Annotated in this window: 19 protein-coding genes; 10 read left to right on the top strand and 9 right to left on the bottom strand. The window is 64.0% G+C overall.

The window, feature by feature from the left end:
- Positions 1-108: 108 nt before the first annotated feature.
- Positions 109-1,017, bottom strand: a complete 909-nt coding sequence (locus HV670_RS01345) for an NAD kinase (RefSeq protein WP_175102997.1) — start codon at positions 1,015-1,017, stop codon at positions 109-111.
- Positions 1,018-1,221: 204 nt separating this feature from the next.
- Here HV670_RS01345 and hrcA point away from each other — a divergent pair, with 204 nt between their 5' ends.
- The 3 genes from hrcA to HV670_RS01330 are packed head-to-tail and all read left to right on the top strand — an operon-like array spanning position 1,222 to position 3,874.
- Complete coding sequence (gene hrcA / locus HV670_RS01340; RefSeq protein ID WP_175102813.1) at positions 1,222-2,241, top strand: heat-inducible transcriptional repressor HrcA; 1,020 nt, start codon at positions 1,222-1,224, stop codon at positions 2,239-2,241.
- A gap of 5 nt (positions 2,242-2,246) precedes the next feature.
- Positions 2,247-3,452, top strand: coding sequence for a ferrochelatase (gene hemH / locus HV670_RS01335; protein WP_175102812.1), 1,206 nt, complete (start codon positions 2,247-2,249; stop codon positions 3,450-3,452).
- Positions 3,453-3,466: 14 nt separating this feature from the next.
- A complete protein-coding gene (locus HV670_RS01330; protein WP_175102811.1) occupies positions 3,467-3,874 on the top strand; it encodes an RNA-binding S4 domain-containing protein in 408 nt (135 codons plus the stop codon).
- A 135-nt stretch (positions 3,875-4,009) separates the two neighbouring features.
- Here HV670_RS01330 and HV670_RS01325 read toward each other — a convergent pair whose 3' ends face one another.
- Entirely contained in the window at positions 4,010-4,171 is a 162-nt protein-coding gene (locus HV670_RS01325) for a hypothetical protein (RefSeq protein WP_175102810.1), read from the bottom strand.
- Between the two features lie 405 nt (positions 4,172-4,576).
- On the opposite strand from HV670_RS01325, the gene grpE reads away from it, so the two are divergent.
- From grpE to pabB, 4 genes are all read left to right on the top strand, one after another.
- On the top strand, positions 4,577-5,158 hold the full coding sequence (grpE, locus tag HV670_RS01320; protein ID WP_425511365.1) for a nucleotide exchange factor GrpE: 582 nt from the start codon (positions 4,577-4,579) through the stop codon (positions 5,156-5,158).
- A 288-nt stretch (positions 5,159-5,446) separates the two neighbouring features.
- On the top strand, positions 5,447-7,396 hold the full coding sequence (gene dnaK, locus HV670_RS01315; RefSeq protein WP_175102808.1) for a molecular chaperone DnaK: 1,950 nt from the start codon (positions 5,447-5,449) through the stop codon (positions 7,394-7,396).
- A gap of 140 nt (positions 7,397-7,536) precedes the next feature.
- Positions 7,537-8,688, top strand: a complete 1,152-nt coding sequence (gene dnaJ, locus HV670_RS01310) for a molecular chaperone DnaJ (protein WP_175102807.1) — start codon at positions 7,537-7,539, stop codon at positions 8,686-8,688.
- 6 nt (positions 8,689-8,694) lie between these two features.
- Positions 8,695-10,584, top strand: coding sequence for an aminodeoxychorismate synthase component I (gene pabB / locus HV670_RS01305; RefSeq protein WP_175102806.1), 1,890 nt, complete (start codon positions 8,695-8,697; stop codon positions 10,582-10,584).
- Here the strand turns inward: pabB and panB are convergent.
- From panB to hda, 5 genes are all read right to left on the bottom strand, one after another.
- Positions 10,581-11,396 (bottom strand): 3-methyl-2-oxobutanoate hydroxymethyltransferase, encoded by an 816-nt coding sequence (panB, locus tag HV670_RS01300; protein ID WP_175102805.1) that lies wholly within the window; start codon positions 11,394-11,396, stop codon positions 10,581-10,583. The genes pabB and panB overlap by 4 nt on opposite strands.
- A 40-nt stretch (positions 11,397-11,436) precedes the next feature.
- A complete protein-coding gene (gene folK / locus HV670_RS01295; protein WP_175102804.1) occupies positions 11,437-11,952 on the bottom strand; it encodes a 2-amino-4-hydroxy-6-hydroxymethyldihydropteridine diphosphokinase in 516 nt (171 codons plus the stop codon).
- Positions 11,953-12,087: 135 nt separating this feature from the next.
- Positions 12,088-13,701, bottom strand: coding sequence for a polynucleotide adenylyltransferase PcnB (gene pcnB, locus HV670_RS01290; RefSeq protein WP_175102803.1), 1,614 nt, complete (start codon positions 13,699-13,701; stop codon positions 12,088-12,090).
- Positions 13,698-14,396 (bottom strand): histidinol-phosphatase, encoded by a 699-nt coding sequence (locus HV670_RS01285; protein ID WP_175102802.1) that lies wholly within the window; start codon positions 14,394-14,396, stop codon positions 13,698-13,700. Before HV670_RS01285 ends, pcnB begins: the two co-directional genes overlap by 4 nt.
- Positions 14,397-14,451: 55 nt before the next feature.
- Positions 14,452-15,180 (bottom strand): DnaA regulatory inactivator Hda, encoded by a 729-nt coding sequence (gene hda, locus HV670_RS01280; protein WP_175102801.1) that lies wholly within the window; start codon positions 15,178-15,180, stop codon positions 14,452-14,454.
- Positions 15,181-15,310: 130 nt separating this feature from the next.
- Between hda and purM the strand changes: the two genes are divergently transcribed.
- The gene (gene purM / locus HV670_RS01275) at positions 15,311-16,366 is read left to right on the top strand and encodes a phosphoribosylformylglycinamidine cyclo-ligase (RefSeq protein ID WP_175102800.1); all 1,056 of its coding nucleotides are present in this window, start codon (positions 15,311-15,313) and stop codon (positions 16,364-16,366) included.
- Here purM and miaA read toward each other — a convergent pair.
- A complete protein-coding gene (gene miaA, locus HV670_RS01270; protein WP_175102799.1) occupies positions 16,363-17,292 on the bottom strand; it encodes a tRNA (adenosine(37)-N6)-dimethylallyltransferase MiaA in 930 nt (309 codons plus the stop codon). The genes purM and miaA overlap by 4 nt on opposite strands.
- A 104-nt stretch (positions 17,293-17,396) precedes the next feature.
- Positions 17,397-19,742, bottom strand: coding sequence for a DNA mismatch repair endonuclease MutL (gene mutL, locus HV670_RS30785; protein WP_246256864.1), 2,346 nt, complete (start codon positions 19,740-19,742; stop codon positions 17,397-17,399).
- A gap of 260 nt (positions 19,743-20,002) precedes the next feature.
- Between mutL and HV670_RS01255 the strand changes: the two genes are divergently transcribed.
- Positions 20,003-20,647 (top strand): VTT domain-containing protein, encoded by a 645-nt coding sequence (locus HV670_RS01255; protein ID WP_175102798.1) that lies wholly within the window; start codon positions 20,003-20,005, stop codon positions 20,645-20,647.
- Positions 20,648-21,056: 409 nt separating this feature from the next.
- On the top strand, positions 21,057-22,046 hold the full coding sequence (locus HV670_RS01250; protein ID WP_175102797.1) for a DedA family protein/thiosulfate sulfurtransferase GlpE: 990 nt from the start codon (positions 21,057-21,059) through the stop codon (positions 22,044-22,046).
- Positions 22,047-22,237: the final 191 nt, after the last annotated feature.

Raw genomic sequence — 22,237 nt, 5'->3', positions numbered from 1 at the left:
ACGGGAGGGGCGACCGGCAAGTTGGCCGCCACGAGCACCCGGCCAGTGAAGGCAGGCAGCGGGGACCGCCAGCTGCCTCGATCCGGGCGCGCGCCAGTGGCGAGGCCCTCAGACCGGGTCGTCCTCGTTCGAAGGGTATTCGTTCCAGTGCAGTTTCTCGCGCAGGGTCGCGTAGTGACTGTGACCGATCGGATGCAGGAAGGGCACGGTGTGACTGGCTCGCCGCACTTCGATCGTGTCGTTGAGTTCGAGCGCGGTGAACGATTGCATGTCGAAGTTCACATTCACGTCTCGTCCTGAGACGATTCGTATCGCGATTTCCGAGTCGTCGGATAGAACGATCGGCCGGTTCGAAAGCGCATGCGGCGCGATCGGCACCAGGACGATACCCGCCAGCTGAGGATGCAGGATCGGCCCCTGCGAGGACAGCGCATAGGCTGTCGAGCCCGTCGGCGTCGCGACGATCAGGCCGTCCGAACGCTGGTTGTACATGAAACGGCCGTCGACCGAGACACGCAGTTCGGCCATGCCTGAGAAGCCCGAACGGTTGACCACGACGTCGTTGAGCGCATCGGCCTTGTAGATGGTCGCGCCGTCCCGCACGATGCGCGCTTCGAGCAGCATGCGTTCCTCGCGTTCGCAGGCGCCCGCGAGCATCTGGGGCACGACTGTGCGCATCTCGTCGAGCGGAATGTCGGTGATGAAGCCAAGCCGTCCCGCATTGATGCCGATCAGGGGCGTGCCGTAGGGCGCGAGCTGGCGGCCGATGCCGAGCATCGTGCCGTCGCCGCCGACCACCACGGCCACATCGGCCTGCGCGCCGATCTCCTCGGGCGTGAGCCCGCGAAAGCCTTCAAGGTCGAGGGCCGCTGCCGTTTCGGATTCGAAAACCACCTCGTAGCCCTTGGCCGTGATGCAACTGGCCAGCGCCTTGAGCGGCTCGGTAATGCCCGGCGTATTTGCCCGGCCGATCAGCGCGACGGTCTTCAATAGTCTCCCCCTCGTTCCTGCTTGAATGCGTGCTCGAATTACACCATAGCTGCCACCCGAACGGCGCCTCGTCAAGAGGACAGCGGGTAGAATGAAACCCGAATGAAGGCCGGCACGGGATGCAGAAGATACGCGTGAGCAAACCTGAAATGCAAGCGCAAAGCAACAGATGGCGGTAACGCACCCTGTTTACCCGCATGCATCGTGCCGCCATGCGGTTACAATCGATCCATGCTAGACCCACGCGCCCAAACCCTGCTAAAGACCCTGATCGAGCGGTATATCGCCGAAGGTCAGCCTGTGGGTTCGCGCACCCTGTCAAAGTACTCGGGGCTCGAATTGTCGCCGGCGACCATTCGCAACGTGATGTCCGACCTCGAGGAACTGGGTCTGGTATCGAGCCCGCATACGTCGGCGGGCCGGGTGCCGACGCCGCGTGCCTACCGTTTGTTCGTCGATACGATGTTGACCGTGCAAACGATGTCGGACAACGAGCAGGTCAAGCACGATGTCCAGCAGCGTCTCACGCCGGCTGAACCGACCAAGCTGGTTGCCGCGGCGGCGAGCGTGCTCTCCAATCTGTCCCAGTTCGCGGGTGTCGTGCTCACCCCCCGGCGCAGCCATGTTTTCAAGCAGATCGAGTTCATGCGGCTGTCCGAAAAACGGATCCTGCTGATCATCGTGACACCCGAGGGTGACGTACAGAATCGAATCATGGCGACCCAGCGCGAATATTCGCCATCGCAACTGATCGAGGCGTCGAACTATATCAACGGCCACTTCGCGGGACTCAGCTTCGATGAGGTCCGGCGCCGGCTGCGCGAGGAGATCGACGCGCTGCGCGGCGACATGACGCACTTGATGCATCAGGCGGTCGCGGCCAGCACCGACGAAAGCGACCCCGGTGAGACGGTGCTGATCTCGGGTGAGCGCAATCTGCTCGAAGTCGCCGACCTGTCGTCGGACATGGCCCGGCTGCGCAAGCTGTTCGATGTTTTCGACCAGCGCACGAGCCTGCTGCAATTGCTCGATGTCTCGAGCCACGCGCAGGGCGTGCAGATCTTTATCGGCGGGGAATCGAATCTCGTGCCGATCGAAGAGATGAGCGTCGTCACGGCGCCCTACGAGGTCGACGGCAAGATCGTCGGTACGCTCGGTGTCATCGGTCCGACCCGGATGGCCTACCAGCGCGTGATTCCGATCGTCGACATTACCGCGCGCCTGCTGTCGAGCGCGCTCAGCCAGCATTGAGCCTGATGCGTTTCGATCTCGAACTTCCCTCGCAGAACCCCAACGCGGGCGCGCGCCGCACGGCCGTGCTGCTGATCAATCTCGGCACGCCGGATGCGCCGACGCCGGCTGCCGTGCGCCGCTATCTTGCCGAGTTTTTGTCCGACCCGCGTGTGGTCGAAATTCCGTCCTGGCTCTGGCAGCCGATCCTGCGCAGCCTGATCCTGCCGTTCCGGGGCCGTTCGTCCGCACACAAGTACGCTTCGGTGTGGATGCCCGAAGGCTCGCCCCTGAGGGTCCATACCGAGCAGCAGGTCCAGGCTCTGCGCAACTGGTTCGCCGCGCAAGGCGCGCCGGTGCTGGTCGAGTATGCGATGCGCTACGGTACGCCCTCGATCGCCGATGTGCTCGGCCAGCTCAAGCGCGCCGGCGCGGACCGCGTGCTGCTTCTGCCGATGTACCCGCAATACGCGGCCTCTACGACAGCCACCCTGTTCGACAAGGTGGCCCAGGCGATGCGCCGCATGCGCAACCAGCCGGAAATCCGTGTCATCAAGCAGTATCCCGATGCGCCCGGATATATTGCCTCGCTCGTGGCCCAGCTGCGGGAATACTGGACGATCCATGGCACGCCCGATTTTGCGGCCGGCGACCGGCTGCTGCTGAGCTTCCACGGTCTGCCCAAGCGCACGCTGGATCTCGGCGATCCGTATCACGACCAGTGTCAATTGACCGGCGCCTTGCTCGCCCGCGCGCTCGGGCTCGATGAGACGAGTTGCCGGGTGACGTTCCAGTCGCGTTTCGGCCGTGAGGAGTGGCTCCAGCCTTACACGGCTCCGTCTCTCGCCGAACTCGGCGCGGCTGGCGTGACGCGCGTCGACGTATTCTGCCCGGGCTTCACGGCCGACTGCATCGAAACGATCGAGGAAATCGGCATGGAAGGGCGCGACGCGTTCATCAAAGCCGGCGGCAAGGTCTACCACCGGATTCCGTGCGTCAATGCGTCGCCGCTCTTCATTGACGCGCTCGGCGAACTCGCGCTGACCAACCTCGGAGGCTGGCTCGAGCCGATGCCCGGATCGTCTGGCGCGTCATTTGACGCCTCATCCGGGGCTGCGACCGGTGCGGGCTTCGGGGCCGGGTCGGCTTCGGCCTCACACTCCGCCATCCCTCCCTCCACGGCCGTGCCGCACCCGGGCCATGGCGCCGCGGCGGCCGACTTTACGCGCTAGGCGCGCAGAACGTCATGCAATACAAGATCTCGACCGAGCCCGGTGCGCGGCTGCGCATCGACAAATGGCTCTGGGCCGCGCGCTTTTTCAAGACCCGTTCCATGGCGGCCGATGCGGTCGACAAAGGGCGTGCGCGAATCAACGGCGACGCCGTCAAGACGGCGAAGGAAGTCAAGGTCGGCGACCTCGTGACGATCGAGATCGAGCGCGTGCGTTGGGTCGTCGAGGTCAAGGGCATCTGCGAAGTGCGCGGTCCGGCAACGGTTGCGCAGACGCTCTACGCCGAGACGGACGAAAGCATTGCGGCGCGGCGCACCGAGCTCGAACGCCGGAAAGTGTTTCACGAACCCGCGGAAGAACGTCATGGCCGGCCGACCAAGCGTGAGCGCCGCGTGATCGACCGCTTTTCGGGCGGGGACTAGAATCGGTCTGCCACAAGGGATTGCTCTGCGACAGGGGATGGGTCTGCGACAAGGGATTGCTCTGCGACAATGCATCGGTCCGCAGCAGGCACACAAGGTCGCCGGCTTCAGCTTATCCGTTCCAGGCCGCCGGTTTCAGTGGCACACAACCGTGCGCGGGGCGACCCATGACATGATGGTGGCTTTGGCGCCCCCATATTCGGAATTGCAGCGGGTGACCGCACCTGACAGGCAGATCGTCAGTGTGGTCGCGATCAACACGGCCGCGACTGTCGCAATCGCATAGCCCAGTCTCATGATGAACCCTTCGCGACGGTGAGTGGCCCGCCGTGGGGCAGGCCGGAGGCGCAAACGCTCGCGGCACGGTGAGCCGGCGGGTTCCCCCGAGCGCGATGGACGGCGCATGGGAAGGTTCGCAGGCGCGAGAGATGCGCTTGATGAATCAAGTGTAGGCCAGCAAAAAAGCAGGCTCAATCGGATTACGACGAGAGACCGCACGACTATGTAACCGCGCGTTGCAATGCAGTGTTCTACAAAAAATTGTCGAATTGGGGCTTGAAAAGGTGTATGAGCAGCCCGATATCGCACAAAGCGCGTCATTTGCCCCCGAAAGGCATGACGCGGCGGGCTGCGGTGCTCCTGCGAGGTGCCGGACTGCATCGTACCCACCCACGAATCTGATCGACCACAGACGGAATGAGCATGGAAGAAAACCAAGCGACGCAGGCCCCGGGCGAGACGCCCGAGACAGCTGCCGCCGCCCAGGCGGCCAGCCAGACGACGGGCCCCGTGCCCGGCAACGACACAGCGGCTGCACCGGCTGCGCCGGCTGACGCGGATGCGGCGCTCGCCGAGGTCCAGGCCAAACTCGCCGAAATGCAGGAAAGCTTCTTGCGCGCGAAGGCCGAGACGGAGAATGTGCGTCGGCGCGCCCAGGAAGATGTCGAAAAGACGCACAAATTCGCGATCGAGCGGTTCGCCGAGCATCTGCTTCCGGTGATCGACAGTCTCGAGGCCGCGGCCACCGATTCCTCTGGCGATCTCGTCAAGGTGCGCGAGGGCATCGAGTTGACCTTGCGTCAGCTCAATTCGGCACTCGAAAAGGGCCGCGTCGCCGTGATCAATCCCGTCGGCGAGAAGTTCGATCCGCATCGTCATCAGGCCATCTCGATGGTGCCGTCCGAACAGGAATCCAACACGGTCGTCACCGTTCTGCAGAAGGGTTTCCTGATCGCCGACCGCGTGCTGCGCCCGGCGTTGGTGACGGTTTCAGCACCGAAGTAGCCCGCCGGGCCGGCAAGGTGCGTCGCCCGTGAGCGGCAGGCCAGAAGTTCAGGTCAGCGTTCAGGCCAGAGTTCAGGCCGCCAGGGCGGACAGCCATACCGGTCGGCACGACAGCGGGCATGACGGCACAGCTGGACTGGGCGCGCAAGAAGATCGCTCGAAAAAAGTAGCCCTGTTTGACTCAGGGTCTTGAAAAGCAGGTAGCGCGCCCCGATTTACACGACATCGAACATCGTTGGCCTGGCTCGAGAGCGGGGCTGCGGATACGGAAATAACGGAGATTTGAGAATGGGCAGAATTATCGGTATCGACCTCGGCACCACGAACTCGTGTGTGGCGATCATGGAAGGCAACACCACAAAGGTGATCGAGAACTCGGAAGGTGCGCGCACCACGCCGTCGATCATCGCCTATATGGAAGACGGCGAGATTCTCGTGGGCGCACCGGCCAAACGTCAGGCCGTGACCAATCCGCGCAACACGCTGTACGCGGTCAAGCGGCTGATCGGCCGGCGCTTCGAAGAAAAGGAAGTGCAGAAGGACATCGGCCTGATGCCCTACAAGATCAGCAAGGCCGATAACGGCGATGCATGGATCGACGTGCGCGACTCGCAGCTGGCGCCGCCGCAGATTTCGGCCGAAGTCCTTCGCAAGATGAAGAAGACCGCCGAAGACTATCTGGGCGAGACTGTCACCGAAGCCGTGATCACGGTACCGGCCTACTTCAACGACACACAGCGCCAGGCGACCAAGGATGCCGGCCGCATCGCGGGTCTCGAGGTGCGGCGGATCATCAACGAACCGACCGCTGCCGCGCTGGCGTTCGGCCTCGACAAGAATGAGAAGGGCGACCGCAAGATTGCCGTCTATGACCTCGGCGGCGGCACGTTCGACGTGTCGATCATCGAGATCGCGGACGTCGACGGTGAAAAGCAGTTCGAAGTGCTCTCGACCAACGGCGACACCTTCCTCGGCGGCGAAGATTTCGACCAGCGCATCATCGATTACATCATCGGCGAGTTCAAGAAGGACCAGGGCGTCGACCTCTCGAAGGACGTGCTCGCGCTGCAGCGCCTGAAGGAAGCCGCCGAAAAAGCGAAGATCGAACTGTCGAGCTCGCAACAGACCGAAATCAATCTGCCGTACATCACGGCCGATGCGAGCGGTCCGAAGCACTTGAACCTGAAGATCACCCGCGCGAAGTTCGAGGCGCTCGTCGAGGAACTCGTCGAACGCACGATCGAGCCGTGCCGCATTGCGATCAAGGATGCAGGCGTGAAGATCGGCGAGATCGACGACGTGATTCTCGTCGGCGGCATGACGCGGATGCCGAAGGTGCAGGAGAAGGTCAAGGAGTTCTTCGGCAAGGAACCGCGTCGCGACGTGAATCCGGACGAAGCCGTTGCAGTCGGTGCGGCGATCCAGGGCCAGGTGCTGTCGGGCGACCGCAAGGACGTGCTGCTGCTCGACGTGAGCCCCCTGTCGCTCGGTATCGAGACGCTTGGCGGCGTGATGACGAAGATGATCGCGAAGAACACGACCATCCCGACCAAGCATTCGCAGACATTCTCGACGGCTGACGACAGCCAGGCCGCGGTGACGATCAAGGTGTTCCAGGGCGAACGCGAGATGGCGGCAGGCAACAAGCTGCTCGGCGAGTTCAACCTCGAAGGCATCCCGCCCGCACCGCGTGGCGTGCCGCAGATCGAAGTCGGTTTCGATATCGATGCAAACGGTATCCTGCACGTGTCGGCGAAGGACAAGGCGACCGGCAAGGAAAACAAGATCACCATCAAGGCGAACTCGGGCCTCTCCGAAGCCGAGATCGAACAGATGGTGAAGGATGCCGAGGCGAATGCCGTCGAAGATCGCAAGCTGCGTGAGCTGGCCGATTCGCGCAATCAGGCCGATGCGCTGATCCACAGCAGCCGCAAGGCGCTCGTCGACTACGGCGACAAGCTCGAGGCGGGCGAGAAGGCCAAGATCGAGGAAGCGATCAAGGCGCTCGAGGACTCGGTGCGCGGCGGCGACAAGGCCGATATCGATGCAAAGGTCGAAGCGTTGTCGGCGGCGTCGCAAAAACTCGGCGAAAAGATGTATGCCGATATGCAGGCTGCGCAGGCGGCCGGCGATGCCCAGCCAGCGGGTGGCCAGGAAGCCGAGCATGCGCAGCAGGCCTCGGCCAAGGCCGAAGACGACGTGCTCGACGCCGAGTTCAAGGAAGTCAAGAAGGACTAAACAGGACCAACCGGCCGCGCGGATCAAGCCCACGCGGCCGGTTTGCTTGTCGATTGCGGCGCCTGGCGTCCCGTTTTGGGCCGACCAGGCTTTATCGTTTGTGAGGGTCGCGAGGCCCGTTGCGAGTATCAGCACGGATTATGGCGAAACGGGATTATTACGAGGTTCTGGGCGTAGCCAAGAACGCGAGCGAAGACGAGATCAAGAAGTCGTATCGCAAGCTCGCGATGAAATATCACCCCGACCGGAATCCAGACAACAAGGACGCGGAAGAGCATTTCAAGGAGGCGAAGGAAGCCTATGAAATGCTGTCCGACGCGCAGAAGCGCGCGGCCTACGACCAGTACGGACATGCAGGCGTCGATCCGAACATGGCGGGGGCGGGCGGTCAGGGCTTTGGCGGATTTGCCGAGGCATTCGGCGACATCTTCGGTGATATCTTCGGCCAGGCTGCGGGCGGCGGTGGCGGGGCCGGTCAGCGCGGCGGGCGCGGCGGTGGTCCGCAGGTCTATCGCGGCGCCGATCTGCGCTACAGCATGGAGATCACGCTCGAGCAGGCGGCGCACGGCTACGAGACGCAGATTCGCGTGCCGAGCTGGACCGCTTGCGACATCTGCCACGGCAACGGCGCGAAGCCGGGCACCAAGCCCGAGGTCTGCCCGACGTGCGGCGGCAGCGGTGCGGTGCGGATGTCACAAGGCTTCTTCAGCATCCAGCAGACCTGCCCGAAATGCCATGGCTCCGGCAGCTATATTCCCGAGCCTTGCACGAATTGCCACGGCGCGGGCAAGGTCAAGCAGACGAAGACGCTCGAAGTGAAGATCCCGGCCGGCATCGACGACGGCATGCGCATCCGCTCGGCTGGCAACGGCGAGCCGGGTCTGAACGGGGGGCCATCGGGTGATCTGTTTGTCGAGATCCATATCAAGCAGCACAGTGTGTTCGAGCGCGACGGCGATGACCTCCACTGCCAGATGCCGATCGCCTTCACGAACGCGGCGCTCGGTGGCGAGATCGAGGTACCCACGTTGTCGGGCCGCGTAACGTTCCCGGTGCCCGAGGGCACGCAATCGGGCCGTACGTTCCGTCTGCGCGGCAAAGGCATCAAGGGCGTGCGTGCCACGGTGCCCGGCGACCTGTACGTGCATGTGGTAGTCGAAACGCCGGTCAAGCTCACCGATACGCAGCGTGATCTGCTCAAGCAATTCGAGCGGTCGCTGACCGAAGGCGGCGCGCGGCATAGCCCGCAAAGCAAGGGCTGGTTCGATCGGGTCAAGAGCTTCTTCGAATAGGAGCAGATGGGTTTGACGCCGTTCGCGTTGCTCGACGATTGCGACGCATCCCTGGCCGCACCGACCAGCCGTCTTTATACGGGGCTGGTCGGTGAGTTGGCTTCGTATGGCGCCGACGATGCCGAGGCTGTCTGCGCGCAAGCCGAGCGCGCGTTGCGCGACGGCCTGCATGCGATCGTGCTCGCCGACTATGAATGGGGTACGCAAGTGTCAGTCGATCGCATCGCTCGGGCGGGCGATGCGGAGCAAGCGTGCGTCGCAAGGGCGAATGCCGGAGTGGAGCAAAAAGCGCAGGCCGGGAGACCGGCGCTGCGCTTTTTGCTTTTCTCGAATTGCGAACACCTGTCACGTGAAGCCGTCGATGCATGGCTCGTGGAGGCGGATCATGCCGCCTTGCAAGCGGCTCCCGCAGGGCTCGCGCGGATCAAGGAAGATACACCGCGCGAACGCTTCGACGATGCGCTTGCGCAGATTCGCGCGGCGCTCGAGCGCGGTGATACCTATCAGATCAACTATACCTACCGGCTCGGCTTCGACGTGCTCGGTTCGCCGGTGTCCCTCTACCGGCGACTGCGGGCGCGGCAGCCCGTGCGCTATGGCGCGCTGATCGCATTGCCGGATGCGCGCTTCGTGCTGTCCTGCTCGCCTGAACTCTTTCTGCAGCACGAGGCGGGTATGCTGCGTGCGCAACCGATGAAGGGGACGGCCGCCCGTGTCGACGATCCGGACGAGGACGCACGGGTGCGAGCCGGTCTTCGGGCAGATCCCAAGAATCGTGCCGAAAACCTGATGATCGTGGACTTGTTGCGCAACGATATCGGGCGCGTCGCGCAGACCGGGTCGGTCGAGGTGCCCGCGCTGTTTTCGGTCGGTGCCTATGGCCGCGTCTGGCAGATGACATCGACGGTGCGCGCGCGGATCGACGCGGGACGCTCCTTTGCCGAACTCATGCGTGCGCTGTTTCCGTGCGGATCGATCACTGGAGCGCCGAAGCATCGGGCGATGGAGCTGATCGCCGAACTCGAAACTTCGCCGCGGGGCCTCTATACCGGTTCGATTGGGTGGCTGGACGCACCGACGGACACGCGCCGCTGTGGCAATTTCTGTCTATCCGTCGCGATCCGCACGCTTGTGCTCGATGCTGATACGCATCGGGGCGAAATGGGTGTCGGCGCGGGAATCGTGCTCGACAGCGTCGCGGCTTCAGAATGGGATGAATGTAAAGTGAAAGCAGGATTTGCAACGGGCAACGATGCCGGATTGGCTCTGTTCGAAACGATGCGTGCAACTCGCGCCGGCGGCGTCGCGCATCTCGACCGGCATCTCGCCCGGCTCGTGCACAGCGCGGCCGAGCTCGGCATGAAATTCGATCCCACCTCGATTCTCGAGCATGTGAACGCCTACCTGCCGCAGCTCAGCGACGGCGAGCACCGTGTCAAGGTCACGCTCGATGCGGCTGGCGCAGTCACGGTCGGTGGCGGGCCGCTCACGCCTTTGCCGCACATTCCGGTCAAGTTGGTACTGGCGGCCGAGCATGGCTATGCATCGACTGACGCCGATGATCCCTTGCTGCGCTACAAGACGACCCGGCGCGATCAATACGACAGTGCGTGGCGCGCGGCCGACACGCAGGGCGCGTTCGACATGCTGTTCTTCAACACCCGTGGCGAACTCACCGAGGGCGGCCGTAGCAATGTCTTCGTCAAGCGCGACGGCCATTGGTGGACGCCGCCCCTTTCGAGCGGCCTGCTGCCGGGCGTGATGCGCGCGATCGTCCTCGCGGATCCGCAATGGCACGCCAGCGAGCGCGTGCTCACGCACGACGACCTGCTGCATGCCGAAGACCTGATGGTCTGCAATGCACTGAGAGGGCCGCTGCGCGCCACGCTCGGCTAGAACGTATGCTCGGGCCCGGGAAACGAACCGTCCTTGACGGCACGTATATAGGCGCCGATCGCGTTCTGCACGCTGCCGTTTTCCTCCAGGAAGTTCTTCACGAAACGCGGCCGCTTGCCGGGGAAGATGCCGAGCATGTCGTGCAGCACGAGCACCTGGCCTGAACAGCCGGCGCCCGCGCCGATCCCGATGGTCGGAATCGCAAGCGACTGCGTGACGTCGTTCGCGAGCGCGCCCGGGACCGCCTCGATCACGAGGAGTTGTGCACCCGCCTGCTCGACCGCCAGCGCATCGCGTCGCAACTGCTCGGCGCCCGCATCGGTCTTGCCCTGTACCTTGAAGCCGCCGAATGCGTGAACCGACTGCGGCGTCAGGCCGACATGCGCACAGACCGGGACCGCGCGTTCGACCAGAAAGCGGATCGTCTCGGCGAGCCATTCGCCCCCTTCGAGCTTGACCATCTGCGCACCGGCACGCATGAGCGCTACCGCATTGTTGAAGGCATCGGCCGGCGTGCCGTAGGTGCCGAACGGCAGGTCGGCGATCACGAGTGCGCTGCGGGTGCCGCGCGCGACCGAGGCCGTGTGGTAGGCGATGTCGGCCAGTGTCACCGGCAAGGTCGTCCGATGGCCTTGCAATACATTGCCAAGCGAATCGCCGATCAGGACCGAATCGACTCCCTCCGCATCGCAGACCGCGGCAAAGCTCGCGTCGTAGGCGGTGAGCATGGCGATCTTTTCGCCGCGCGCGCGCATTTCAGCGAGACGCGGCACGGTCACGGCCGTGCGCGCTGTCTCTTGGAGATAACTCATCGAACAGGCTCCAGGGGAGCACGCCGGCACGGCGTGCGGTTCAGGAAGAGGGGGAGCGGGTCGCGATACGGCACTGGCATACTTCGACCCTTTCGATGCGCTGGTCGGCCACATCCGCGAGAAAACCCTGCAAGAGGCCGAGCCCGGGAATCTCGAGGGCCGGATCCAGTTCAAGCAGCGGTACGACCACGAATGCACGGCGCGTCATGCGCGGATGCGGGACGACAAGCTGCGGCGAGTCGATCGTCTCTTGGCCGTATAGCAGCACATCGAGGTCGAGCGTGCGCGGCGCGTTCCGAAACGGCCGTTCGCGTCCGAAATGGTGTTCGATCGAAAGACATAGCGCGAGCAATTGTTGGGCGCTAAGTGTCGTATCGATCGCCGCGGCGACGTTCAAATAGTCGTCGCCGCCCGCATCGACCGGCGCGGACCGGTAGAAGCTCGACTTGGCGAGCACGGTCACGCTGGCATGCTGGGCCAGGCAGACGACTGCATCCTTGAGCGTCTGCCGCGCATCGCCGAGGTTCGCACCCAGGCCAAGATAGGCTAACGTCATCTTATTGCTTCGTTCGTTACAGATCCCGTCGATCGTCGAATCGATCGACGCCCTGTGCATCGATCAGCGAGTACGACGTGCATCTTGCCACTTCCTGCGCAGTGCCGCTTGCCAGCGTCGCGCCGCAGCCCACGCTCAGTCGCCCTTGTAACCGCCGCCGTTTTCGTGATGGTAGTCGCGCTCGGCTCCTGCGTGCCCGTTGCCACCTTCACCTCCGTCGTGGTCGGTACTGTCCCCCGCCTGGCCGCCTTCCTCACCACCTGCCTTGCGCCCGCCTCGGCGCCGCCGGCGGCGCGGGCCGCGTTCCTTGGCGGAGCCTTGCGTGAGCAGGGCGTCGCGCGCGCCGATATCGCCGTCGACAAAATCGGTCCACCACTGGCCGACTTCGGCATCGAGCTCGCCCGATTCACACCGGAGCACGAGGAAGTCGTAGGCGGCGCGAAAGCGCGGATGCTCGAGCAGCTTGAAGGCGGTACGGCCGCTATGCTTTTCGAGGCGCGGCTGCATCGACCAGATTTCCTTCATATCGGCGACGAAGCGTTTCTGGATCGCGAGTTTTTCGGTCTGCGTGTCGAGCACCTCGTCCATCGCGCGATGCAGCCCGGGAATCGGATAGTCGCCGTTCGCGGTGTGTTTCTGCCAGCGGTCCTGTACTTGCTGCCAGAGCAGTGCCGCGAACAGGAAACCCGGCGAGACCGGCTTGTTCGCGCGCACGCGGTCATCGGTGCTCGTCAGTGCGAGCGTGACGAACTTCTCGCCGTGCGGCTGCTCGAGCACGACATCGAGCAGCGGCAACAGGCCATGATGGAGCCCTTCGGCGCGCAGCCGCTGCAGGCAGGCGAGCGCGTGGCCCGAGAGCAGCAGCTTGAGCATCTCGTCGAACAGACGAGCGGCCGGCACATTGTTGATCAGGTCGGCGAGTCTCGTGATCGGCGCGCGCGTCGCAGGGTCGATCTCGAAACCGAGCTTGGCCGCGAAACGCACGACGCGCAGCATGCGCACCGGATCTTCGCGGAACCGCGTCGCGGGGTCGCCGATCATGCGCAGCGTGCGTGCGCGAATATCGGCCATCCCGTCGTGATAGTCGAGCACGGTCTGCGTCGCCGGATCGTAGTACATCGCGTTGATCGTGAAATCGCGGCGTGTCGCGTCCTCGTGCTGTTCGCCCCAAACGTTGTCGCGCAAGACGCGGCCACTCGCGTCGACCGCATGGGTGCGTCGGTCGAGATCGGCGCGCTTGAGTCGGCGGGGGGCTTCGGTCTGCGTCTTCACGACGGCCTTCGCGGCGGCCCGGGCTTCCGGCGAGCCTTTGCCTTCGTTCTCGCCGTCGCCGCCGGGCTGGTCGACCAGCGCGCGGAAGGTGGACGTCTCGATGATTTCCTGACCGAACTGCACATGCACGATCTGGAACCGCCGGCCGATGATCCGTGCGCGGCGGAACAGCTTCTGCACTTCCTCGGGCGTCGCATCGGTGGCGACGTCGAAATCCTTCGGCGCGACGCCGAGCAGCAGGTCGCGCACGGCGCCGCCGACGATGAAGGCGCGAAAGCCGGCTTGCTGGAGCGTGTCTGTTACGCGGACCGCATTGCGCGAGATCAGCCCCGGGTCGATATGGTGAATATCGGCCGATACCACGGTGGGCACCGTCGGCGTCTTCGGCAAGGCAGCAGCCAAGGCTCCGGCCTTGCGGTCGTCCGGGCTTGTGTTCGGGTCCTGGCCCAGGAGCCGGCGTATCAGTTTTTTTATCACTTGGCTTCGAACAGTTCGAGAATCCGCCAGCCCTTCTGGAGCGCATGTTCGCGCAGCGTCGGATCGGGGTTCGTCGCGATCGGATCGGTGACTTTCTCGAGCAGGGGAATGTCGTTCCGGGAATCGCTGTAGAAATAACTGCGCTCGAAGCTCGACCAGTCCTTGTCGAGGGACTTGAGCCATTCTTCGGTGCGGATGATCTTGCCTTCCTGGAAGCTCGGAATGCCGTCGAGCTCACCCGTGTACGGGCCGTGCGGGTCGCCGTCAAGTGTCGCGGGCATCGGTGCGATGAGGCACTCGATGCCGAAGGCGCGTCCGATCGGCTCGGTCACGAATGCGTTGGTCGCCGTGATCAGGCAGCACAAGTCGCCGGCATCCTGGTGTTCGCGCACGAGTTCGAGCGCGACCGGGAGCAGCGCGGGCTCGATGACCTCGGCCATGAACTGGCGGTGCCACTCGTGCAACTGCGCGCGCGAGTGGCGGGCGAGCGGTGCGAGCGAAAAGCGCAGGTAGGCATGGATGTCAAGGCAGCCGGCCTTGTAGTCCGCATAGAAACGCTCGTGCGCGAGGCTGAAGGCGGGTTCGTCGACAATGCCGAGCTTGACCATGAAACGACCCCATTCGTGGTCGCTGTCGGTGGGCAGCAGGGTGTGATCGAGATCGAACAGCGCGAGATTGCGTGCGGCTTTAGTCATGGGGCGCATTTTACTTGAAGCGGGGAGAGCGTTCGGGCGATCGTTCCGGATAATCTCAGCCATCCTGTAATTCGCCGTCGAGACTGGCCAACATCGCACGCAGCAGGGGCAGCGTGACCGCGCGTTTCTGCTCGAGCGAAAAGCGGTCGAGCGCGTCGAACAGCGCCATCAGGCTCGGCATATCGCGCTTGAAATGGGTGAGCAGGTAAGGCGGCACATCATCAGCGAGCGCGATGCCGCGCGCGCGTGCGGCATTCTTGAGCGCGAGCATCTTGCCCGCATCGTCGAGCGGCGCAATCTGGTAGACGAGGCCCCAGCCGAGCCGCGTGCGCAAGTCGTCGCGCACCGTGAGGGCGAGCGGCGCCGCGTTTCCGGCGACGACGAGCGCGTGGCGCGCGTGCGCGCGCACCTCATTGAACAGATTGAACAGGGCGATTTGCTGCGCGCTCGACAGCCCGTTCACGTCGTCGACCGAATACAGCACGATTTCGGGCTCGAACTCGAACGCCGCAAGCGGGCTGTGCGGACCTGCGTGGCGTGCGCGGTCAGCCGGCGCCGCGTGGCAAAGCGCGTACAGAAGATGGCTGCGTCCGCTGCCGTTCTCCCCCCAGAGATAGAAAGTGCGGTCCGCCGGCGGTTCGGCAGTGGCGGATAGGCCGTCGAACAGTCCCCGCAGACGCGCGACCGGTTCGAGGTTGCCGCCTGTCACGAAATTGTCGAACGTCGCCGGCGGCGGCGTGCCGAGGTCGAGCACGAGCTGGCGGACAGGGGGCGCAAGAGGCAAGGGAGGCACCAACAATGGAAGGACCGGGTATGAGGAATGAACGGCGCGGTGCGCGACACCGATAAGTCAGTGACAACCTATCCCATCGGTTAAAATCCGCATTCTACCGAACCTCATTGTTTCCCCCGCCATGAATGATCCGAAAGTCGGCACTCCTGCAACTGGTCTGTCTTATCGCGATGCCGGCGTCGATATCGACGCCGGCGACGCCTTGATCGATCGTATCAAGCCGTTTGCGAAAAAGACGTTGCGCGACGGCGTGCTGGGCGGCATCGGCGGCTTTGGCGCCTTGTTCGAAGTGCCCAAGCGCTACCGCGAGCCGGTGCTGGTATCGGGCACCGACGGCGTCGGGACGAAGCTCAAGCTCGCTTTCCAGCTCGACAAACACGATACCGTCGGCCAGGACCTCGTGGCGATGAGCGTCAACGACATTCTGGTGCAGGGCGCCGAACCCCTGTTTTTCCTCGACTATTTCGCCTGCGGCAAGCTCGATGTCGATACCGCGGCCCGCGTGATCAAGGGCATCGCCGAAGGCTGTGAGCTGTCGGGCTGCGCGCTGATCGGCGGCGAGACCGCGGAAATGCCGGGCATGTATCCCGATGGCGAATACGATCTCGCGGGTTTTGCGGTCGGCGCGGTCGAAAAAAGCGAGATCATCGACGGCAAGTCGATCGAACCGGGCGACGTCGTGCTGGGCCTCGCGTCGAGCGGCATTCATTCGAACGGTTTTTCGCTCGTGCGCAAGATCATCGAACGGGCGAAACCCGACCTCGATGCCGATTTCGACGGCCGTTCGCTGACCGATGCGCTGATGGCGCCGACACGGATCTATGTCAAGCCGGTGCTCGCGCTGATGAAGCAGATCAAGGTCAAGGGCCTGGCCCACATCACGGGCGGCGGGCTCGTCGAAAATGTGCCGCGGATCCTGCAAGCAGGGCTGACCGCCGAACTCGACCATCGCGCATGGCCGTTGCCGCCGCTGTTCTCATGGCTGCAGAAACACGGTGGTGTCGCCGATGCGGAAATGCATCGCGTATTCAATTGCGGCATCGGCATGGTGCTCGTCGTGTCGGCCGCGGATGCGGCAGCGGCTCAGGACCTGCTCGCGGGCGCGGGCGAAACGGTCTGGCAGATCGGCACGATCCGTCGCGGCGCCGAAGGCGAAGCCCAGACGGTCGTGATCTAGCCTAGGCTAGCCATCAGCGCGAGCACGCGATCCGTTGCGTCGCTCGCGCAGCAATCGACGATCGCGCGTTCGGGAATCGAGCGCAGCCACGTCAACTGGCGCTTGCAGAGCTGGCGGGTGGCGAACACGCCCTTGTCGCGCATCGTCGCGCGATCGGTCTCGCCGTCGAGATATTCCCAGACCTGCCGGTACCCGACGCAGCGCATCGAGGGCATTGAGGTGTCGAGGTCGCCACGCGCCTTGAGGCGCTCGACTTCCTCGATCAGGCCGTTTCCGAGCATCATGTCGAAGCGGTGCGCAATGCGCTCATGGAGCACCGCGCGATCCGACGGTTCGAGTGCGATCGGCATGAAGCGGTATTCCGTCTTCGGCCGCCGCCGGGGGGCATCGAGCAAGGCCGACATCTGCTGGCCGCTCAGCAGGTAGATTTCGAGCGCTCGCTGGATCCGTTGTGAATCGTTTTCGGGTAGCCGTGCGGCGGTCACCGGATCGACTTCGGCAAGCCGCGCATGCATCGCGGGCCATCCGTCGCGCGATGCTTCGGCGTCGAGCCGCGCGCGCAGTTCGGGGTCGGCCGCGGGCAGATCGTTGAGCCCTGTCGTCAATGCCTTGTAGTAGAGCATCGTGCCGCCGACCAGCACGGGACGTCGGCCACGCGCGAGGATCTCGCCGACGAGGCGCAATGCGTCGTCATGAAACTCGGCCGCCGAATAGGCATCGGCAGGATCGACGATATCGATCAGGTGATGCGGGACGCTCGCGAGTTCGGCCGCGCTGGGCTTGGCCGTGCCGATATCCATTTCGCGATAGACGAGCGCCGAATCGACACTGATGATTTCGATCGGCTCGCGCGCGGCCAGCGCAAGCGCGGCGGCAGTCTTGCCCGAGGCGGTCGGGCCCAGCAGGCAGGCGATCTGGACGGTCATGACAAAGCCGCCGTCATCGGAGTGTCTTCATGTGCGCGCCGTCATATTCGGCGCACGGTCGCGAGCGACTCGTCGAGTGGATCACATTCATCATCGGCGAACCGTCACTGGCCACGCATGAACAGCCGGTCGAGATCGGCTATCGTCAACTGGAACCAGGTGGGCCGGCCATGATTGCATTGATCGGCGCGTTCGGTGGTCTCCATCTGGCGCAGCAAGGCGTTCATCTCATCGTGGTTCAGGCGGCGGTTGGCACGTACAGCGTGATGGCAGGCCAACGTGCCCAGCAACTCGTGCTGGCGCTCGGTCAGCATCCGCGAGCCGCCATAGGCCTGAAGGTCGGTTAGGACCGCACGGGCGAGCGAGATCAGGTCGGCTTCCTTGAGCAGCGCGGGCACCGCGCGGATGGCCAGCGCGGTGGGGGAGAGCACCGCGATGTCGAAGCCGAGCGCGTCGAGGACCTCGCGGTTTTCCTCGACGGTGCCCACCTCGATCGGGTTCGCGGACATCGAAAGGGGAATCAGCAGCGGCTGGACCGCGATCGCGTGGTCCCCGAGCGCAGTCTTGAACTGCTCGTAGAGAATGCGTTCGTGGGCCGCGTGCATATCCACGAGCACGAGGCCGCGCGTGTTTTGCGCGAGTATATAGACGCCATGCAACTGGCCGAGCGCGTAGCCGAGCGGTGCGTCGTCGGGCAGGCCTGCATAGGCGTCGGCCGGCGATCCGCCGGCGCGCACATTCGAGCCGTCGTAACGGGCTGCGTCGGCTCCGCCGGAACTTCCTGGAGTCGAGTCCCCGGAACCGGGCTGACCGAAACCGGCATCCACGGTGTCCGAGCCATACCTCTGCACGTTTTTTCGCACTTCGAGCCCGCGGCCGGCGGATTCGTAGTTCGCCGCGTAGGCCCAGCCCGCGCCATCCTGTCCCGGAACACCCTCCGCAAGGGGGCGGCCGGGCGTTGCCGGATCGAACCCTCGCGCGTGCGCGGGCGATACGTCCGCCATGCCGTCAAGCCCAGGCTGTTTGTCGGCGCCCGGCTCGGGAACGACCTGGGCCGTCCAGGCGGGTCTGGGCACGCCAGCGTCCGCAGCGGTTCCGTCCGCGCCGTCGCTGCCAGTGCGTCGCCCGTACAGTGCATCGTAGAGCGCGAGCGGCTGGGCGACCGGCAGGGTGCCCTGGCGCATGCGCATCTGCGCGATCCACTGGGTCGTGTTGGCCTGGCTTCCCGTGCCGCCGCCCAGGGCGCGCGACAACTGGCCTTCGCCCCCGGCTCCGTCGATCTGCGTTGCATGACCGAGCGAGGTCGTGTCGGGCGACGCACCCGCATGCCGCGCCAGCGCGCGCTGGACGGCGTGGAAGACGAACTGGTGGACCGAGCGCGACTCGCGGAACCGGACTTCGATTTTCGACGGATGCACGTTCACGTCGACCGATTCAGGCGGCACTTCGAGAAACAGTACGTACGACGGATACCGATCGCCATGCAGCACGTCTTCGTAGGCGGAGCGCACGGCATGGGTCAGCAGCTTGTCGCGCACGAAGCGGCCGTTGACGAAGAAATACTGCTGGTCGGCCCGACCGCGGCTCGCGGTCGGCAAGCCCGCAAAGCCATAGACTGCGACCGGTCCCGCCCGCTCGTCGAGCGGCAGGTGCGCGAGCGAGAACCCTTCGCCGAGTACCTTCGCCACGCGTTGTGCGGGCGTGCCCGCGTTCCAATGCTCGAGCGCGCGGCCGTTGTGCATGACCGAGAACGAGACGTCGGGGCGCGCGAGCGCGGCGCGGCGGACCATTTCGAGGCAATGGCCGAGTTCGGTCTGGTCGGTCTTCAGAAACTTCCGGCGCGCCGGCGTATTGAAATAGAGCTCGCGTATTTCGATCGTCGTGCCGACACCGCCCGCGGCAGGCGCGATCTCGCCGTGTTCGGCATCGATGCGTGCGGCATGCGCGGCGTCGGCGGTACGGCTCGTGATCGACAACTGCGAGACCGATGCGATCGAGGCGAGCGCTTCGCCGCGGAAACCGAGTGTGGTCACCGCTTCGAGTTCGGCCAGCGTGCGGATCTTGCTCGTCGCGTGCCGCAGCAGCGCGAGCGGCAATTCGCCGGCCGGCATCCCATATCCGTCGTCGGCGATCGAGATCCGCTTGACGCCCCCTTCATCGAGCGTGATCCGGACCGTGGTCGCGCCCGCATCGAGTGCGTTTTCAAGCAGTTCCTTGACCACCGATGCGGGCCGTTCGACGACTTCGCCCGCGGCGATTTGACTGACGAGCTGGTCGGGCAAGGCCGCAATCGACCTGCGTTCGCGTTTCGGCGCGGCGGGATCGGACGCCCCATTGTGCGTCGCGGCGGGTATCGACGCTGATGTCGACGCGGACGCGGCGGCGTCGGATGCGGCGAGGCGAGCCGTTTCGTCGTCGGGCGGAGGAGGAGGGGCTTGGACGTCGGACATGCGCAACATTATAGCCAGTCGGCCTGCGTTCAAACGCTTCTGGCAGACCGCCGCGGGTCAACTGCGAGTCAATTGCGAGTCAACCAGGAAATCGCCATGAGCTCCCTACGAAACCGCCGCGGAAGCGCTCGGCGATGACTCGCCGGAACGCCGTGGAAAATCGCGCAAGGATCACTAAGTCCGTGTCGCTTATTCACTAAAGTTGCAAATGTCTTCCGGTATGATCGTGCTCATCCATTTATGCCTGAAGGACATCGATTTTGGACACTCTTCTCCAATTCGCCGGATATGTGCTGCATATCGACAAGTTTTTTGGCACATTCATCGCGCAATACGGAGCTTGGATTTATCTCATACTGTTCCTGATCGTCTTCTGCGAGACCGGCCTGGTTATCGTGCCGTTCCTGCCCGGAGATACCTTGCTGTTCGTCGGCGGCGCCTTCTGCGCGACGCATGCGCTGAGCCTGCCGGGCCTCTGCGCGCTGCTGATCGTTGCCGCTGTGCTGGGTAACACCGTGAATTTCCATATCGGCCGATTTATCGGTCCGAAGGTTTTCGAGCGGGACTGGCGGCTGATTGACCAGCGCGCGCTGCGCAAGACGCACGATTTCTATGAACGCCACGGCGGCAAGACCGTCGTGCTTGCGCGATTCGTGCCGGTCGCGCGAACGTTCGCACCGTTTGTCGCGGGCGTGGGTGCCATGGGCATCGCGAGTTTCCAACTGTACAACGTGCTCGGCGCGGCGCTGTGGGTGCTGCTTCTCGTGATTGGGGGGTATTTCTTCGGCAACCTGCCTTTTGTCAGGCAATACCTGAATGTGATCGTGCTGGTCGGGGTCGCGGCCGCGATCGTTCCGGTCGCGTTCGGCGCACTCTATAAGTTCCTACAACGTAAGACGGCATGACTCGCCGGTGACGGAATTGCGAAGGGTTGATCTGGACGTGGTCGCAGCCGTGTGAGCGGTTCAAGTGTGCCGGTCGACTCAGGGTCCACACGTTATTAGCTGCTTATATGAGTTCGGAGCGGCTTGCTCTCGCGCTTGTCGGCTTGTTTCGGGCCATCGGGAAGCATCGCGGAGGGCCCCGCCGCGTGGCGGGTTCAGCGTCGTGGAAGGACCTTGTTGAAGGGTCGCACTGAAATCCCTCTTGCGACCCGACAGAATGACATCATAATAGTTTGACGATCCACGCCGATTTTCAGCGCGCGAACGGTCGATGGTCTGTTTTCGATGCTCCGAATCGACGACCCACCTCCCGCCACGTGCGCGACTGTCCCGCCGGTGTGGACGCACAGGGGTTTCGCGGAGATCGACGATGTTGCATGAGCTGCTCGAGCACTACGGTCTGATCATTGTGTTTGCAAGTGTGTTCGCATCGGCAATCGGCCTGCCGGTGCCAGCATTGCCGACGCTTGTGCTCGTCGGTGCGATGTCAATGTTGCATGTGGGACCGCTCGCGGAGCATTTATTGCCGGTCCTGGCGGTGTCCGTGTGCGCGAGCCTGCTCGGCGACACTGTATGGTTTTTTGCCGGCCGTCTGTACGGCGGCAGGACCTTGCAGACCCTGTGCCGCGTGTCGCTTTCGCGGGATACCTGCGTGAAGCAGACCGAACGTTTCTTCGGGCGCTGGGGCGTGCGCGTGCTCGCGCTTTCCAAGTTTATTCCCGGCCTTTCGCTGGTGTCGATCCCGCTTGCGGGGGCGATGAATGTGTCGCTTGGCCAATTCCTGCGCTACGACGCGGTCGGCGCCGCGCTCTGGGCCTCGGTCGGCCTACTGGTTGGTGTGTTGTTCGCGCCGCAGATCGACATGATCTTTATTGCGCTGGGCAAGCTTGGCAAGGCGGCCGCACTCGTGATCGCGGTGCTCGTGGTGCTCTATGTCAGCTATCGGTGGTGGCGCCGCCGCTCCTTGATGCATACGCTGTCCGAAGCGCGCATTTCGGTCGACGAACTCTACGGCCTGATGAACGCGCAAGCGATACCCGTCATCTACGATATCCGCTCGCGCGAGAAGCGCATGCTCGATCCGTTCATCATCCCGGGCTCGCTGTTCGCCGACGAGCGGATGCTCGACGAGATCGCCGCGACGGTCGATCGCGACCAGAAGCTTGTCATCTACTGTTCGTGCCCTAACGAAGTGTCGGCGGCATGGATGGCCAAGCAACTCACCGAACTTGGTTTCAAGGACGTCGTGCCTTTGCGCGGCGGTCTCGATGCATGGCGCGATGCGGGCTGGCAGCTCGCACCGATCGTCGAGGAAGCGGCCAATGATGCCGAGATCGGTATCGCCATGAAGGCGGTTTGATCGGCAGATGAGCGATCAATGGAACTGAGCCGCTAGAGCACCGATTGAGGGCTGAAGGTCGACCGAGCGTCGATCGAATGCTCAATGAGCGTCGACTGAGGAATTGAGCGACGCCTGAGCACCGGTTGAGTGCTGGCCAAAGGCCGTCCGCGCGTCGATTGAATGCCGAATGAGCGCCGACCGAGCGCCGC

Source organism: Pararobbsia alpina, assembly GCF_902859895.1.
In the GTDB taxonomy this organism is placed as follows: domain Bacteria; phylum Pseudomonadota; class Gammaproteobacteria; order Burkholderiales; family Burkholderiaceae; genus Pararobbsia; species Pararobbsia alpina.
Note: the sequence above shows the minus strand (reverse complement) of the source record. Positions and strands in the feature narration are given on the sequence as shown.